The organism is Streptomyces sp. UNOC14_S4 (genome assembly GCF_020740835.1).
In the GTDB taxonomy this organism is placed as follows: Bacteria; Actinomycetota; Actinomycetes; order Streptomycetales; family Streptomycetaceae; genus Streptomyces.
Genome location: NZ_JAINFC010000029.1, coordinates 13,144 through 29,158, shown reverse-complemented (window position 1 = coordinate 29,158; position 16,015 = coordinate 13,144). Strand labels below are relative to the sequence as shown.

General features: G+C 70.5%; 14 protein-coding genes. 8 read left to right on the top strand and 6 right to left on the bottom strand.

Features of this window, described 5'->3' with window-relative positions:
* The coding region (locus K6I34_RS04865) for a cyclopropane-fatty-acyl-phospholipid synthase family protein (protein WP_229322815.1) at positions 1–396 on the bottom strand (396 nt) is incomplete at its 3' end.
* Positions 397–560: 164 nt separating this feature from the next.
* Positions 561–1,991 carry a family 2B encapsulin nanocompartment shell protein gene (locus K6I34_RS04860; RefSeq protein ID WP_229322814.1) on the bottom strand — a complete coding sequence of 477 codons (1,431 nt, stop codon included), beginning with the start codon at positions 1,989–1,991 and terminating at the stop codon, positions 561–563.
* 525 nt (positions 1,992–2,516) lie between these two features.
* Here K6I34_RS04860 and K6I34_RS04855 point away from each other — a divergent pair.
* Positions 2,517–3,692 (top strand): family 2 encapsulin nanocompartment cargo protein terpene cyclase, encoded by a 1,176-nt coding sequence (locus K6I34_RS04855; RefSeq protein ID WP_229322813.1) that lies wholly within the window; start codon positions 2,517–2,519, stop codon positions 3,690–3,692.
* Between the two features lie 60 nt (positions 3,693–3,752).
* Here the strand turns inward: K6I34_RS04855 and K6I34_RS04850 are convergent, their stop codons facing one another.
* From K6I34_RS04850 to K6I34_RS04840, 3 genes are all read right to left on the bottom strand, one after another.
* A complete protein-coding gene (locus K6I34_RS04850) occupies positions 3,753–4,739 on the bottom strand; it encodes an alpha/beta fold hydrolase (protein ID WP_229322812.1) in 987 nt (328 codons plus the stop codon).
* A 179-nt stretch (positions 4,740–4,918) separates the two neighbouring features.
* Entirely contained in the window at positions 4,919–6,058 is a 1,140-nt protein-coding gene (locus K6I34_RS04845) for a serine hydrolase (protein ID WP_229322811.1), read from the bottom strand.
* A gap of 211 nt (positions 6,059–6,269) precedes the next feature.
* On the bottom strand, positions 6,270–7,727 hold the full coding sequence (locus K6I34_RS04840) for an aminopeptidase P family protein (RefSeq protein ID WP_229322816.1): 1,458 nt from the start codon (positions 7,725–7,727) through the stop codon (positions 6,270–6,272).
* 411 nt (positions 7,728–8,138) lie between these two features.
* On the opposite strand from K6I34_RS04840, the gene K6I34_RS04835 reads away from it, so the two are divergent.
* Genes K6I34_RS04835 through K6I34_RS04805 form a run of 7 tightly spaced genes read left to right on the top strand, consistent with a single transcriptional unit; the run spans position 8,139 to position 15,381 of the window.
* Complete coding sequence (locus K6I34_RS04835; protein ID WP_229322810.1) at positions 8,139–9,404, top strand: MFS transporter; 1,266 nt, start codon at positions 8,139–8,141, stop codon at positions 9,402–9,404.
* 16 nt (positions 9,405–9,420) lie between these two features.
* A complete protein-coding gene (locus K6I34_RS04830) occupies positions 9,421–10,287 on the top strand; it encodes a cupin-like domain-containing protein (protein WP_229322809.1) in 867 nt (288 codons plus the stop codon).
* The gene (locus K6I34_RS04825) at positions 10,284–11,564 is read left to right on the top strand and encodes an aminotransferase class I/II-fold pyridoxal phosphate-dependent enzyme (RefSeq protein ID WP_229322808.1); all 1,281 of its coding nucleotides are present in this window, start codon (positions 10,284–10,286) and stop codon (positions 11,562–11,564) included. Before K6I34_RS04830 ends, K6I34_RS04825 begins: the two co-directional genes overlap by 4 nt.
* A complete protein-coding gene (locus K6I34_RS04820; RefSeq protein WP_229322807.1) occupies positions 11,561–12,466 on the top strand; it encodes a CoA ester lyase in 906 nt (301 codons plus the stop codon). The genes K6I34_RS04825 and K6I34_RS04820 overlap by 4 nt, the downstream gene beginning before the upstream one ends.
* A complete protein-coding gene (locus K6I34_RS04815; protein ID WP_229322806.1) occupies positions 12,453–13,415 on the top strand; it encodes an acetaldehyde dehydrogenase (acetylating) in 963 nt (320 codons plus the stop codon). Before K6I34_RS04820 ends, K6I34_RS04815 begins: the two co-directional genes overlap by 14 nt.
* Positions 13,412–14,428, top strand: a complete 1,017-nt coding sequence (dmpG, locus tag K6I34_RS04810; RefSeq protein ID WP_229322805.1) for a 4-hydroxy-2-oxovalerate aldolase — start codon at positions 13,412–13,414, stop codon at positions 14,426–14,428. Before K6I34_RS04815 ends, dmpG begins: the two co-directional genes overlap by 4 nt.
* Positions 14,429–14,439: 11 nt before the next feature.
* The gene (locus K6I34_RS04805) at positions 14,440–15,381 is read left to right on the top strand and encodes an ornithine cyclodeaminase family protein (RefSeq protein ID WP_374230803.1); all 942 of its coding nucleotides are present in this window, start codon (positions 14,440–14,442) and stop codon (positions 15,379–15,381) included.
* Here K6I34_RS04805 and K6I34_RS04800 read toward each other — a convergent pair.
* Entirely contained in the window at positions 15,360–15,881 is a 522-nt protein-coding gene (locus K6I34_RS04800; protein ID WP_229322803.1) for a MaoC family dehydratase, read from the bottom strand. The two genes, K6I34_RS04805 and K6I34_RS04800, sit on opposite strands and share 22 nt — an antisense overlap.
* Positions 15,882–16,015: the final 134 nt, after the last annotated feature.

Below are 16,015 nucleotides of genomic sequence, written 5' to 3'. Positions count from 1 at the left end.
GGCGTTGGCGAAGTCGACCTGCGTCTGCGAGATGGACACCCCGTCGACCCGGCAGCCGAAACGGGCGTTGGCCATGATGCTCGTGCCGCCGCGCCCGCAGCCCGCGTCCAGCAGCCGCTGCCCGGGCGCGATCGGGCCGAGGTGGTCCAGGAGCACGTCGGCCTGCGCCGACTCCAGCCGGTGCAGCTCCTCGGTGATCCGCGCGTCCCGGGTCTCCTCGGGGCCCTCCAGCACGGAGGGGTCGTAGTCGCCGAGCCCGTAGTGGTGGTGGTAGAGGTCGTCGACCTCGCCCAGCCGCAGGTTCACCGGGTCCTTCTCGTTGTTCCAGTAGTCGGCGACCGCCTGCTGATACGCGGTACGCAGGACGGCGGCGGGGGCTTCCGGAGTCATGGTCATGATGGATACTCCTTACAACGTGCCGATGACTGCAGGACGTTCGGGGGTGTCGCCGGTGCAGGGCGCTGCACCGTGGGCGTTCACATGGGGGCGCGGCGGAGAACGCCCCGTACGGCGGGGCGGACGTTCACCGGTCGGCCCGGCCGTCTGCCGCGGGGCCGGGCTCAGGCGCCGGAGGCGTGGGCGACCTCGACGTTCTCCAGGACCCCGAGCGCGTCGGGCACCAGGACGGCGGCCGAGTGGTACGTGCTGACCAGGTAGGAGATGACGGCCTGGTCGTTGATGCCCATGAACCGCACGTTCAGGCCCGGCTCGTACTCGTCCGGGATCCCGGACTGCCGCAGCCCGACCACACCCGAGGCCTCCTCGCCGGTACGCATCGCCAGGATCGAGGTGGTGCCCTGCTCGGAGACCGGCAGCTTGCCCAGCGGATAGATCGGCACGCCGCGCCAGGCGGGGATGCGGTGGCCGTTGACATCGGCGTCGCCGAAGTAGAGGCCGCGCTTGTTGCACTCGCGGCCGAAGGCGGCGATCGCCTTCGGGTGTGCGAAGAACGCCTTGGTCTGGCGGCGCATGCTCAGCAGCTCGTCGAAGTCGTCCGGAGTGGGCGGCCCGGACCGGGTGGAGATGCGCTGTGCGTAGTCGGCGTTGTGCAGCAGCCCGAAAGTGCGGTTGTTGACCAGCTCGTACTCCTGGCGCTCGCGCAGCGCCTCGATCGTCAGTCGCAGCTGCTGCTCGACCTGGTTCATCGGGTCGTTGTAGAGATCGGCGACCCGTGTGTGCACCCGCAGGACCGTCTGGGCCACGCTCAGCTCGTACTCGCGCGGTTCGAGCTCGTAGTCGGCGAACGTGCCCGGCACGACGGGCTCCCCGGTGTGGCCGGCGGCCAGTACGATGTCGGCCTCGCCGCGTTTGTTCTGCGGGAGCTCCCTTTCGGCCTGGCGGCGCTGTACGTGCTTGCGCAGCCGCTCGCTCCGCCTCGCGACCTCTCCGTACGCCTGCCGGGGCAGCGCCAGCACCGTGCACGCCGTCAGCGCCCGCGCTGTGAACTCCCACGCGCCGGGCTCGTCCGACACCACCTGTCCACCGAAGAACCCGCCGTCGGCGAGCACCCCCTGACGCGACTCGGCGCCGTATTTCCCGGTACCGGCCTTCTCCACCTTGCCGTGCGCGATCAGGACGACCTGGTCCGCTGGCTGCCCGGCCTGCGCCAGGACCTCGCCCGGCTCGTACTCGCGCTGCTCGAACCGGCTGGCCAGGGCCTGCAGCACCTCCGGCTCGTCGAAACCGCGCAGCAGCGGAAGTTCTCCCAGCTCCGCCGGTACGACCCTGACGTCCGCCCCTTCCTGGACGAAGGTCACCCGCCCGTCGCCGACCGCGTAGGCCAGACGCCGGTTGACCCGGTACGTACCGCCGCCGACCTCCACCCAGGGCAGCGTCCGCAGCAGCCAGCGCGAGCTGATGTTCTGCATCTGCGGAACGGTCTTGGTGGTGGTCGCCAGATTCCGCGCGGCCGCGACGCCGAGGCTCAACTGCGCCCGGCCTGCGTCTCCTTCGCCCTGCTCAGATTGGTTCGGCGTCACTGCACTCGTCATTCCGGTCCCTTCCGATCAACGTGGGGGCGCACGGCACGCACGGCTCCCGCGGTGGGCCGGGCACGCTGCCGCAGATGCGCGCCGTCAGTGAAGCAGCGGGCAAGAATGCTGGTCGAGGGTAGCGGAACGTGCACTATCAGTTTGCGCCACCGGATGCCGCTCGGAAGCCGCGCCCGAAGGTCATCGACTCACTGCGGCAGCGGAATCCGCCACTGCTGAGGATGGCCTGATCTGCGCGAACTGATGTCCCGCTACCGTTCAGTAGGGCGAGAGGAGGCGGGTCCGGGCGACGTCATTGCGCCATCTGCTGCCTGGCCGCCGGACAGTCGGCCGACGGACCGGCGGCTCTCGAGCCGGCAGGCGTGACCGATTCACTCCGACGAGTGAGTGATGTTGTTGAGCATGTGACAGAGCCGCACGTCAGGTCCATGAGCGAAGGGGAGGACCCTTGTTGCCGCTCCACGGACCGTGCTATCCCTTCGGCGACGACGGAGCCAAGACACGTGCCTGTGAACGGAGTTGCGGATGACATTGCCGACCCCCCACAAGGTCGATGCGCCTGAGGCGGCCGTCGGCTCTTCCCGTCTCCTGGCCCGGCTGCTGTCCGGACCGACCGGCATCGGGACGAACTCCCTGCGTCTTGCGGCAACCTTGGAGGAGGGCGCGGCCCCGGCCGCGGAAGCCCTGCCGGCCGCCGTCACCTCCCCGGCGGTGTCGCAGCCGGCGTCGCAGCGGATCGAAGGCCTTTACTGCCCGCCGGCCGTACGGGACGACCGCGGGCTGGCCGACGAGGTCAACGCCCGGCTCGTCGAGTGGGCCGAGAAGGAAGTGGAACTCTACCCGGGCACCGAGCTGAGGGAACCGCTCGTCGGCTTCGACGCGGGGCGGTCCGTGGTCCTGTGCCACCCGGACGCGCCCGGCATCGACCACCTCATGGCCGCCGCCCGCCTCCTCATCGCCGAGAACGCCGTGGACGACTACTTCTGCGAAGCGGAGTACGGCGGCAGCGCGGACCGGCGCGGCGCGGCGCTGGCCGTCGCCCAGGCCGCGATCGACCCCGCGCACAACACCCCGCGCTACGAAGCCGACTGGCGGGCGGGGATCGAGGCCCACCCGGCCCTGCGTTCCATGCGGTCGGCCATGGACTACTTCTACGCCCTGGCCACCCCGGCACAGGCACACCGCTTCCGGCACGACATCGTCAATCTCTACCTCGGGTACAACGCCGAAGGCGACTGCATCAGCCAGCACCGCACGCCCGCCGTGTGGGAGTACCTGGTGCAGAGGCAGTTCAACAGCTTCCGCCCGTGTCTGACCCTCACCGACTCCATCGGCGCCTATGAGCTGCCCGCCCATCTCTTCGCGGAGCCCGCCGTACAGCGCGCCGTCGCACTGTCCTCCAACGCCACGACCCTCTGCAACGACCTCTACTCGCTGCGCAAGGAACAGGCCAGCGGGCGCTTCCACTACAGCCTGCCCACCGTGATCGCGGCCGAGGAGGAGTGCTCCATCGACGACGCCTTCCAGAAGGCGATCGAGGTCCACAACGAGATCGTCCACCTCTTCGAGGAACAGGCGGCCGCGCTCTCCGTCGCCAATCCGGTCGTCGGCCGCTTCATGGCCGGACTGTCGAACTGGATCGGCGGCAACCACGAATGGCACGCCGGGAACGTCGGCACCCGCTACGCGACCTCTCCCTGAGGGGCGCGTTCGTGGCGACGGGTGAATGTCCGGCGTCGTCGCGCCGGTGTTCCCGGAGGCTCAGTGCTTGGGCAGGCCGCCCAGGAAGTCCAGCAGGGCGGAGTTGACCTCTTCCGGCCGTTCCTGCTGGATCCAGTGGCCGCAGCCGGGAAGCGTGATGCTGCGGTGGAGGGCGGGGAGGATACCGGGCAGCGCGGACAGCAGCTTGTCCATGCCGGGGAAGGCGGTCACCAGGTCGCGGTCCCCGGTGATGAAGAGCGCGGGAACGTCGATGCCCAGCCCTTCGAAGGGGGCGAGCAGTTCCCAGTTGCGGTCGATGTTGCGGTACCAGTTGAGGCCGCCGGTGAAGGCCCGCTCCCCGTGCCCGGCGTATTCGCGGGTGAAGGCGGCGATGTCCGCCCGGCTCAGCCAGGGCGGCAGTTCCCCGGGCTCCGGCATGAGATCCAGGATGCCGCCGCCCTCGGGCACGACGCCGGGCCGCGGCGGATCGGTGAACGGACTGTCGCCGGAAGCGGCGGTCAGGAAACGGCGGAAGGTCGATTCCAGGTCACGGGCCAGCTCGGTATCGGCGACGCCCGGCTCCTGGAAGTAGTTCTGGTAGAAGCCGTCGCCCAGGGCGGCCCGCAGCACCGGCAGCGGCCGGACCGGACCGCGCGGCGTGGGCGGGACGCTCAGTCCGGCCACCCCGCGCACCAGGTCGGGACGGAGCCGGGCGGTCGTCCAGGCGACCGGTGCTCCCCAGTCGTGGCCGACGACCACCGCGCTGTCCGCGCCCAGTGCCCGGATCAGGGCGACGACGTCCCCGGTCAGGTGCATGATGCTGTAGGCGGCCGGGTCCTCGGGCCGCTCGCTGCGGGCGTAGCCGCGCTGGTCGGGGGCGACCACCCGGTAACCGGCCTCGGCCAGTGGGCCGAACTGATGACGCCAGGAGTACCCGCACTCGGGAAAGCCGTGCAGCAGGAGGACCAGCGGGCCCTGCCCCTGTTCGGCGATGTGCAACCTGATGCCGTTCACCTCGACGAAGCGGTGTTCGAGGGTGGTTGTCACCGGTGCCTCCTGACGGCCGGGGTCGCGGTTGCCATGGCGCCCGGCCCACTCTACGGGCGGGGCGCCCGTGCGTCAGCCACGGGGGAGAGGGCTTTCCTGGTGCCGCCCCCTGCCCCGTGTGGTTCACCCGTCGTCGCCCCGGCGCCGCGCGGACGTCCGCCGGCCGACGGCCGCCTCTGCTACTTCTCGCACAACGCCTTGTCCAGCAGGTTGTACATCTGTGCGACAGGGGGGTTGGTGGTGAGGTGGGCGTTGGTCACCACAGAGGCGTGGCGGCCGTCTTCGGTGACCAGGGTTTCCGTGTAGTAGCCCGGGACCATGCCGTCGTGTCCCCAGGCCACGCCGCCGCAGGGCAGGGTGTGGCGGATCAGCCCGAGCCCGTAGGCGAGCGGGGAGCCGGGCGCTCCGACGGCGACGGTCTTCTCCGCCTCGGCCAGCGTCGCCGGCGAGACGACCTTGCCGGCGGCCAGCGCCTGGTAGAAGGCGGTCAGGTCCTGCTGCGTCGAGATCATCGCTCCGGCGGTGCTGAAGATCGACGGGTCGTAGCCGATCACGTCGGTCCAGAAGTACAACGGGCCGACGCGGACACCGTGGTAGCCGTGCACGGCCGGGTCGGGCAGCGAGCGGTCGCCGGGGGCCGGGAAGCTGGTCCGGGTCAGGCCGAGCGGCTGGATGATCTGCTCCGTGACGGCCTGGTGCACCGGCTTGCCGGTCGTCTTCTCGATGAGCATTCCGAGGATCAAGTAGTTGGCATTGGAGTACTGCCACGTACCGGGCTTGGAGGCCGGGGGCTGCTTGAGCGCCTGCCGTACCAGCACGTCCAGCGCGTAGGACCCGTCCGGGTTGGCGGGGGGCGGGTTGAGCAGCGGCGGTTCGTACGCCGGGATGCCGCTGGTGTGCTGCAGGAGCTGGCGCACCGTGATGGCGTTGCCGTCGTATCCGTTGCCGTCGACGACACCCGGCAGGTACTGCTCGATCGGTGCGTCGAGGGATATCTTCTTCGCGTCGACCAGCCGGAGCACCGTCGCCGCGGTGAAGCTCTTGGTCTGGCTGCCGATACGGTAGCGGTCGGTCGGCGTGACGGGCGTATTGGTGTTGATGACGGCCGTTCCGGTGGAGAGGTTCCAGGAACCCGTGCTGTCACCGGCGTAGATGCCCGCGCCCGGACCGGCGGCTGCCTGGAACGTCTTCAACGCCGCCAGTGTGTCGGCATGGTCGGCGGCGGGCGCGGCCTGCGCCGCCGCGGGCAGTGCGAACACCGCCGCACACGCCAGCCCGAGCACGGCCGACAGCTGTGTCCTTCTCGACTTCCCTGCCATGGATCCTCCTGGGCCCGGGGTATTCCGGGGTATTTAAGGAAAAGCCCTGCCCTGTCCGGTTCGTATGTGGTGGGGGTGCGGCCCTGCGGCCGCCGGATCCGTACGGTAGCCATGGGGCGCCGTGCGAAGACTCCGGAACGATGCGGATTGACGGAGACTTCGTCGCTGACGGTGTTCCGCCCCGCGCCGGGGCGGAACACCCGGGTGGTCGTCAGCCCTTGAGCCGGGCCATCCATGCCTCGACCTCGTCCGCCTGCCGCGGCAGCGCGGCCGAGAGGCTCTCGTTGCCGTCCTCGGTGACGAGGATGTCGTCCTCGATGCGGACGCCGATGCCGCGGTACTCCTCCGGCGCCGTCAGGTCGTCCTCCTGGAAGTAGAGGCCCGGCTCCACGGTCAGGCACATGCCCGGCTCCAGCGCGCCCTCGACGTACATCCGGGTCCGGGCCGCGGCGCAGTCGTGCACGTCCAGGCCGAGCATGTGGCCGGTGCCGTGCATGGTCCAGCGGCGGTGCAGCCCCAGCTCCAGGACCTTCTCCACGTCCATGTCGCCGAACAGGCCCCACTCGACGAGCTTGGTGGCGAGCACGCGCTGGGCCGCCTCGTGGAACGCGCGGTACGGGGCACCCGGCTTCACCGCCGCGATGCCGGCCTCCTGGGCCTCGTACACCGCGTCGTAGATCTTGCGCTGGAGCGGGGTGAACCGGCCGTTGACCGGCAGGGTGCGGGTCACGTCCGCGGTGTAGAGGTTGCGGGTCTCCACGCCGGCGTCGAGCAGCAGCAGTTCACCGTCACGGACCGCGCCGTCGTTGCGCACCCAGTGGATGGTGGTGGCGTGGGGACCGGCGGCGGCGATCGTGCTGTAGCCGACGTCGTTGCCCTCGACCCGGGCACGCAGGAAGAAGGTGCCCTCGATGTACCGCTCCGACGTGGCCTGTGCCCGGTCGAGCGAGCGGACGACGTCCTCGAAGCCACGGGCGGTGGCGTCACAGGCGAAGCGCAGGTCGCCGATCTCGAACTCGTCCTTGACCCGGCGCATTTCGGAGAGGAAGACGCGGAACTCCTCGTCGCGCTCGGCGGTGACCTTGTCGGCGAGGGCCTCCTCGACACCGGCGTCGTAGCCGCGCAGCAGGCGGACCGGGCCGGTGCCCTCCCGGAGGGCGCCGGTGAGCGTACGGACGTCCTCGCAGGGCAGGCCGAGGAGCCGCTCGTTCTCGGTGAGGCTGTTGCGGCGGCCGTCCCACAGCTCGCCGCGGTCGGAGAGCCAGAACTCGCCGCTCTCCCGGTCGGAGCGCGGCAGCAGGTAGGCGGTGGCCTCGTGGCCGCCGTCCGCGCGGGGTTCCAGGACCAGTACGCCGTTCTCCGACTGATCACCCGTCAGGTACGTGTAGTCGGAGGACGGGCGGAACCGGTAGACCGTGTCGTTGGCGCGGACCTTCAGGTTGCCGGCCGGGATCACCAGGCGCTCACCGGCGAATCGGGCGGAGAGCGCGGCACGGCGGCGGGCGGTGTGCCCGGCCTGCGGTATCGGCCGCAGGTCGTGCTGCTCGGTGTCGGCCCAGCCCTGCTTCATGTTCTCGGCGAGCTGCTCGCTCACGCCCCGCTCCAGGCCGTTCTTGCGTTGTTCAACGGCCTTGCTCTCCTTGTCCTCCGAGGTCTTCGGGACCGGTATTTCCTGGCCTGTCTCCGGGCTCTCGAGCTCCTGGCCGTCGAGCTTCCGCTCGGTCACGCCGCCTCCTGAATGTCACTCACGACCGCCTCTGGTCGTGTGCGGTCGGCCGCCATCGTATGGGCGACGCGAGTAATACTCCACCGTGGGTATTCGCGGCACATCGAGGGGTGGCGTTTCTGTCGGCGGCAAGTCCGTCCGATGCGTTCTGCACCAGCGGATTCACCCATTGACACCCCGCGACGGCCGACTCTAGGATCATGGCGAGTGATCACATAGAGCAGGCATAACGGGGGTTCGTGCCGCTGTGTGCACGGCAGTTGGTCGCTGCGCGTGCTGCGGATTCGACGACTTTTCTCGGCCCGAGAACTCCTGGGTTATTTCGATTCATTTTTCCGTGTCGACAGGAGAATTGTGTCCGAGAGCGCGTCGCCGTCGAATTCCGGGCTGGGGTCCTATCTGCGACTGCTGAAATCCCCCGGCGCCGGCGCGCTGGCCTTCTGGGGCGTGGTCGGCAGGTTCCCGATCGCCATGCGTTCCATCGGCTGTCTGATGCTGGTCTCGGCCGTCACCGGATCGCTGGGCGACGCCGGCACGGTGGCGGCGGCGATGCTCGTCTCCCAGGGAGTGGCGGCCCCGTTCCTCGGGCGCCTGGCCGACCGGCGCAGCCAGCGCGCGGTGCTGCTCGTCACCTGCCTGGGGCACGCGGTCGGCATGACGCTGCTGCTGGTGTCGATCGGGCTGGAGCTCCCGCTGTGGGCGATGGTCGCCGCGGCCGTGGTCACCGGGTGCACCTCCGTCTCGTTCACCGGCTTCATGCGGGCGCGCTGGGCGGCGTTCGTCGACCAGGGTGTGCTGCGTACCGCGTACGCCATGGAGTCCGTGCTCGACGACACGATCTTCCTCCTCGGGCCGCTGCTGGTCACGGTGTTGAGCTCGTCGGTGCACCCGGCCGCGGGGCTGGTCGTCTGCGCGGTGCTGACCGTGACGGGCTCGGTCGCCGTGGCGCTGCACCGGCGGTCGGAACCGGCGAGCGCCCATACGCCGGGGGAGCACCGGCAGCGGGCGATCACGGTGCCCGGGGTCTGGGTGCTGATGATCACTTACGCCGGTATGGGCTTTCTGTTCGGGGCGGTCGACGTCACGATGATCGCGTTCGCCGAGGAGCGGTCGGCGTCCGGCCTCAGCGGTGTGCTGCTGGCATTGATCGCGGTGGGCAGCCTCGTCGCGGGGATGGCCTACGGCGCCGTCGACTGGCGTGTGCCGCAGACCAGAATGCTCGCGGTCACCACCTGTGTGCTGACGCTCAGCGCGGTCCCGCTGGCCTTCGCGGGCTCGCTTCCCGTGATGGGCGTCCTGGCGGTCGTCGCGGGTGTCGCGGTCTCGCCCGCCCTGATAGCGGGCAGCACGCTCCTGGAATCGGTTGCTCCGAAGGGTGCCCTGTCCGAGGCGTTCTCGTGGCTCAACAGCTTCGGCGCCCTCGGCATCGCGTCGGGCACGGCCGTCGGCGGGCAACTGGCCGACCTGGGCACGTCCGCGCACGCCGCGTGGGCGGGGGCCGCCGGCGGACTCGTCGCCCTGGTGCTGAGCCTCGTCGGACAGCCGGTGCTACGGAAGGGGGAGTCGGCCGCGCGGCCGGCCCCGGAAACGGCAACAGCAACAGCAACAGCAGGACAGTGAAAACGGGGGAAAGAGTGTGAGCAAGGCGCAATCCCTGTCCGGGCGCGGCGGCATCGGGGGCCTGCCGGTTCCCCGCATCTCGTTCGACGAGTTCCTGGCCTTCGGGCGGGAAGCCCTCATCCGGGCCGACGTCCCGGTGGTCATCACCCTGCCGAAAGGCACCCAGGGCCTGGGCCGCGACGGCGTGGCCGCCCGGCTCGGCGACATGATGGTCACCCTGTTCACCGAGCCGGGCGACAAGCAGAACCCGGAGCGGTGGACCACCAAGGAGATCAGGCTCCGCGAGTTCTTCGAGGACGAGCGGTACATGCACGACCCCGGCACGTGGAACCGCATCGTCTCGAACTTCCGCAACAGCCCGGCCGACGTCAACGCCATCCTCGGCTTCGACGCCGGAAAGCTCTTCGACTACCGCGGCCCCATGAACGCCGCCAACCTGTGGATCAGCCACAAGGGCGTCTTCACCCAGAGCCACTTCGACGAGCTGGAGAACTTCAACGTCTGCCTGGAGGGCAGCAAACGGTTCGTGCTGGCTCCCCCTGGATTCCGGGAGTACTACCCGAGGTCGCTCAGGCACGGGTTCGGCGACAAGTCACAGGTCTTCGACTTCGACGACGTGGACTGGGCGCGTTATCCGAAACTCGCCGCCAAGCTCGCCCAGCGGCGCGAACTGGTCCTGGAACCGGGCGAGATGCTCTATCTGCCGCTCGGCTGGTGGCACCAGGCCGAATCGCTGGACGACATGAACATCAACATGAACTTCTGGCTGCGCGACCCGAAGATATTCCGCCGCCCGTACGTGCTCGGCGTGGCGATCTACACCGCGGTCTACCGGAAGCTCAAGGGCGTCTACAACTACGAACCGGCGGGTACCACGTCATGACCGATCGCCAGACCATCACTCCCACCCACCGGTACCGCAACAACGACAAGCTCATCGGTATCGGCAACGAATTCTGGAACCTGTCGGAGCAGCACGGCCTGGCCGGGATCGTGGCCGACCTCGACGCGCGGACGGGCGTCCTGCGCGCCGCCGAAGGCCACGAGGCCATCCCCGCGGGCCACGAGTTCATCAACTTCAGCTGCTGCTCCTACCTGGACCTCGACTCCCACCCCAAGGTGATCGAGGGGGCCGTCGACGCACTGCGCCGCTACGGCGTCCTCGACCACTGCATCGCCCGCAGCCGGGTCCAGATCCCCGCCATGCAGGAGCTGGAGATCTCGCTCGGCGAACTCTTCGACGCCCAGGTCGTCTGCTCCATCGCCGCCAGCACCGCCACCTTCGGCCTGCTCCCGCTGATCGCCTCCGGCCATCTGGGCAACGACACCAGGCCGTTGATGATCTTCGACAAGAACGCCCACATATCGATGGCCAACGTCAAGCCGGTCTGCGCCGACGAGACCGAGGTCGTCACCTCCCGCCACCACGACCTCGACTTCATCGAGGACATGTGCAAGAAGTACGCCCAGGTCGCCTACGTCTGCGACGGCAGCGACAGCCTGGGCGGCTACGCGCCGGTGAAGGAACTCGCCGAGCTCCAGGACCGGTACGGCCTGCTGGTCTACTACGACGACTCGCACTCGCTGTCGGCATACGGCGAACGGGGCATCGGCTACGTCCGTACACACAACCCGCTCCGGAACGAACGCACCATCACGGTGGTCACCCTCAACAAGGCCTTCGGCACCAGCGGCGCGGCGATCGTGCTCGACGGGCAGTCCAAGGAGACGCTGCGCATCATCGAGCGCTTCGGCGGCGCCCTGAACTACTCCCAGCTCCTGGACACCGCCTCGGTCGGCGCCGGCCTCGCCTCGGCGGAGATCCACCGGACCGGCGAACTGACCACGCTGCAGAACCGCCTCTACCGCAACATCGAGCTCTTCGACTCGCTGATCCACACCGACCAGGGCGGCAGCACCTTCCCGATCCGGCTGGTGCCGATGAGCGACGCGAACGTGATCGAGGCGGGCCGCCGCGTGATCGAGGCCGGGTTCTACGTGTCCCCGGTGTTCTTCCCGATCGTCGCGCGGGGCACGGCGGGCCTGCGGGTCATGATGCGCGCGGGCCAGACCGAGCGGCAGATCCGGGACCTGGGCAAGGTGCTGGCCGAGGTGGGCGCCCGCCCCGCCGGCCCGCTCGCGGACGGGGCGGCCCGGTGAGCGGCCCGGCCCGGGCCGTCCCCCGCAGCATCCTGTACACCCCGGCGCTCTCCCTCGAACAGGTCGTCAAGGCCTGGTCGTACGACGCGGACCTCCACGTGATCGACGTGGAGGACTCGGTCCCGCCGCAGCAGAAGGCGGCGGCCAGGGCCGTGTGCCGGGCAGCCCTGGAGAAGGCCCCCGAGCCGGCGAACGTCGCCGTGCGCGTCAACCAGCTGGGCACCATGGAAGCCGTCCACGACCTGCTGATGCTCGCCGAGTGCCCGGTCAGGCCCGGCTTCGTCGTGATGACCATGGTCGACTCCGCCACCGAGATCACCGTCCTGCGCGACACCCTCGCCTCGGCGGGCGCGCATCCGCAGATCTACGTGACCGTGGAGACACCCCGGGCCGTCACCGCTGTCGACGCGATGGCGGAGGCCGCCGACGGCCTCGTGCTCGGCTCGGCCGACCTGGCCGCCACCATGGGCGTCGAGATCACCTGGGCGAACATGCTTCCGGCGCGGCAGGCGATGGCCATGGCCTGCGCCCGCCACGGCACGGCCTGCATCGACACGGCCAACTTCCGGCTCGGCGAGCCCGCGGCGCTGGCCGAGGAGATCGTCCGCGTCCACGAGCTGGGCTTCCAGGGCAAGGTGACCGTACACCCGTCCGAACTGGACGCCATCAACCGCGCCCTGCGCCCCGACCCGCGGGAACTGCGCCGGGCCCGGCGCGTCACCGAGGCCGTGCGGGCGGCCGACGGCGGGGTCGCGCTCCTGGACGGGAACATGGTCGGCCCGCCGTTCGCCCGCATGGCCCGTACGACAGTGGCGCTCGGCGACGCGTGGGCCCAGCGGTTCGGACACCGCGCCCACGGCGCGTGGAGCGACGAGGAGGAGGCGGCCCATGACCGTCCTTGACGACACCACCGACACCACCGACGCCACTGGGATCACCGACGCCACCGATGTCGCACCCCGGACCGTACGCCCCGCCTCCGTCGCCGTCATCGGCACCGGGGCCATCGGCCAGGACCTGGTCAGCAAGGCGCACCGCTCCGAAGCTTTGGAATGCGCCCTGGTGGTCGGCCGCAACCCCGACTCCGCCGGACTCCGGCACGCCGCCGGGCTCGGCCACCCGACGTCGGCGGACGGGATCGACGCGATCCTCGCCGCGCCACAGGCGTTCGACATCGTCTTCGACGCCACCAACGCCATGGCACACGCCGAACACTGGCGGCTCCTCGAACCGCTGGGCACGCTGCTGATCGACATGACGCCCAGCAAGATCGGGCAGATGGTGGTGCCGACCGTCACCGGCATGCAGGCACCGGCGGTGCGCAACGTCAACCTGATCAGCTGCGGCGGACAGGCGTCCGTACCGATCGCGCACGCGCTCGCGGACCGGTTCGACGTGCGGTACATCGAGGTCGTCTCCACCGTGGCCTCCACCATCGCGGGCCGCGCGACCCGGCTGAACCTCGACGAGTACGTGGCCACGACCCGGCACGCCCTCACCGCCTTCTCCGGTGTGCGCGACACCAAGGCGGTCCTCAACATCAGCCCCGCCGTGCCCCCGGCGCCCTTCCGCACGGCCGTCCACGCCCTCGCCCCGGGAGCCGGCGCCGAGGCGGTGCGCGCCGTCGTCGCCGCGGCGGCCGAGCGGGTCCGGGCCGTCCAGCCCGGCTACGAGGTCGTCGCCTGCGAGGTGAACGGCGACCGCGTCACCGTCTCCCTGGAGGTCATGGCGGACAGCGAGGTGCTTCCGCCGTACGCCGGGAACCTGGACATCATCAACTCGGCGGCCGTCATGGTCGCCGAGCAGCACGCTGCCCGGCTCGCGGCAGCCCGGACGGGGGTGGGCCGATGAGCTCCCTGACGATCCACGACCCGACGCTGCGCGACGGCCAGCACGCGGTACGGCACCAGCTCGGCGCCGCCGCGCTGCGCGGGTACGCGCGAGCCGCCGACGCCGCGGGGATCCCGGTGGTGGAAGTGGGCCACGGCAACGGCCTGGGCGCCTCCTCGCTCCAGGTCGGGCAAGCCGCCGTCAGCGACGACGAGATGCTCTCGACCGTGCGGGAGGCGCTGACCACCAGCCGGATGGGCGTCTTCATGCTGCCCGGCTGGGGCACCTCCGCGGACCTGCGCAAGGCGGTCGCGCACGGCGCCGACGTCGTCCGCATCGGCGTGCACTGCACGGAGACCTCGCTGGCCGAGCGCCACCTCGAATTCCTGCGGACAGAGAACGCCGACGCCCACTGCGTGCTGATGATGAGCCACATGGCGACGCCCGCCGAACTGGCCGAGCACGCGGCGCGGGCCGTGGAGTACGGGGCACAGGCGGTCGGCATCATGGACTCCGCCGGCCACTTCCTGCCCGAGGACGTCACCGAGCGGATCGGCGCGATCGCCGGGGCCGTCGACGTGCCCGTGATCTTCCACGGGCACAACAACCTCGGCATGGCCGTCGCCAACTCGGTGGCCGCCGCCAGGGCGGGCGCCACGATCATCGACGGCTGCGCGCGCGGCTTCGGCGCCGGGGCGGGCAACACCCAGCTGGAGGTCCTCGTCCCGGTCCTGGAACGCACCGGGTTCGACACCGGGATCGACCTGTACGGGCTGCTCGACGCGGCCGAGTTCGCGGAGCGGGAACTCATGCCCGCGCCACCGGTCACCGGCTCGCTGAGCATCGTCAGCGGTCTGGCCGGAGTCTTCTCGGGGTTCCGGCACCAGGTGCTCGACCACGCCGGGCGCGCCGGGATCGACCCGCGCGACGTGTTCTTCGAGCTCGGCAGACGCCAGGCCATCGCCGGGCAGGAGGACCTGATCGTCGACGTCGTCGCCGAACTGGGAGCCCGTGAGCACGGCAGGGCCGCATGACGGGGCCACTGATGATCGACGCCGGGGCCATGGCCGGTGAGGAGCGCCTGCTCACGGTGGTCGACGCGCTCGCCGACGCCTTCGCCGATCTCTCGGCGGGCAGGACCTCCTCGCCGTCGCGGACCGTCGTCCAGCACGGCCCGCAGCGGGAGCTGCTGGCGGGGACCGCGGTCTGGGAGCGGCGCGGGGTGGGCAGCGTCAAGATCACCACGCTCACCCCGGACAACCCCGGTCGCGGCCTCCCGCTGATCCATGGCGTCGTGGTGCTGACGGACCTGGGGACCGGGCGGGTCACCGCACTGTTGGAGGGCGCCGAGCTGACCGCCGTCCGCACCGGCGCGGTCGCGGCCCTCGCGACCCGCCTGTGCGCCCCGGAGGACGCCGGGGACCTGGCCCTCATCGGTGCCGGAGTACAGGCCCGGGCACTGGTACGGGCGGTGTCGGCGGTCCGCCCGATCCGCTCGGTCCGCGTGTTCTCCCGCACCCGCGCCCGTACGGAGTCCTTCGCCCAGTGGGTACGGGACACGTCGGGGCCCGCGGTCGAGGTCACCGTGTGCGACACGGCCCGGGACGCCGTGATGGACGCCCCGATCGTCTGCACGGCGACCTCGACCGACGACCGCACGCCGCTGGTGGCGGCCGACTGGGTGGCCCCCGGGGCACACGTCAACGTGATCGGCGGCACCCACGAGGACGCGGTGGAGGTCGAACCGGCGCTGCTCGCCGACGCGTTCGTCGTCGTGGAGGAACGGTCCGCGGCGGTCGAGGAGGCCGCCGAGGTACGGGCCGCGCTCGCCGCCGGGCTCATCGGCGAGCACCAGCTCGTCGAACTGGGCGCGCTGGTGGACGGGGCGGCCGCGGCGGAGGGCCGTACCTCCGTGTTCCGCAGTGTCGGCATGGCCATCGAGGACACGGCCGCCGCCGCGGCGCTCTATGAGGCCGCGGGCGGCTGAGGGACCTCGGGCCGCGCCTCGCGGCAGCGGACCATGAAGGAGCGCTCGAAGACGATCACCGGCTCCCCGGTCGACTTCCTGCCCGTCGTCTCCACCGTGACGATCCCCTGTCCCGGACGGGACGCGGACAGCCGCTTGTGGAGGATCCGGCTCTCGGCGTACAGCGTGTCGCCGACGAAGACCGGGTCCTTCAGGCGGACCTTGTCCCAGCCCAGGTTGGCCACGGCCCGTGCGGAGAGGGCCTGCACGGTCATACCGCCGACCAGACAGAGGGTGATCCCGCTGTTGACGAGCACCCGCCCGTACTCGGCACCCTCGCCGTAGGCGCGGTCGAAGTGCAGCGGGTGCTGATTCATGGTGAGCAGGGTCAGCCAGGTGTTGTCGGTCTCGGTGATGGTCCGGCCCGGCCAGTGCCGGATCAGCATCCCCGGCTCGAAGTCCTCGTAGTCCCCGCCGTGTTCTTCCACGTACTCGTCGCCCTGGACATGGCGCAGCGTCATGCGTCGGTCTCCCCTGTTCGGTACGGCGGTCGCCGGGTGGTGCGACGTACGCTAATCAAGATTCACATCAAGATCCATATCTGGCTCCATACAGCGGACGGATACCGGCCTGAGCTGGGCACACGCCATCCGCA

Excerpts from the sequence above, each read along its gene's own strand:
- dmpG (WP_229322805.1), top strand. The coding sequence starts at position 13,412 with ATGAGCTCCCTGACGATCCACGACCCGACGCTGCGCGACGGCCAGCAC.
- K6I34_RS04855 (WP_229322813.1), top strand. The coding sequence starts at position 2,517 with ATGACATTGCCGACCCCCCACAAGGTCGATGCGCCTGAGGCGGCCGTC.
- K6I34_RS04860 (WP_229322814.1), bottom strand. The coding sequence starts at position 1,991 with ATGACGAGTGCAGTGACGCCGAACCAATCTGAGCAGGGCGAAGGAGAC.
- K6I34_RS04800 (WP_229322803.1), bottom strand. The coding sequence starts at position 15,881 with ATGACGCTGCGCCATGTCCAGGGCGACGAGTACGTGGAAGAACACGGC.
- K6I34_RS04845 (WP_229322811.1), bottom strand. The coding sequence starts at position 6,058 with ATGGCAGGGAAGTCGAGAAGGACACAGCTGTCGGCCGTGCTCGGGCTG.
- K6I34_RS04805 (WP_374230803.1), top strand. The coding sequence starts at position 14,440 with ATGATCGACGCCGGGGCCATGGCCGGTGAGGAGCGCCTGCTCACGGTG.
- K6I34_RS04825 (WP_229322808.1), top strand. The coding sequence starts at position 10,284 with ATGACCGATCGCCAGACCATCACTCCCACCCACCGGTACCGCAACAAC.
- K6I34_RS04815 (WP_229322806.1), top strand. The coding sequence starts at position 12,453 with ATGACCGTCCTTGACGACACCACCGACACCACCGACGCCACTGGGATC.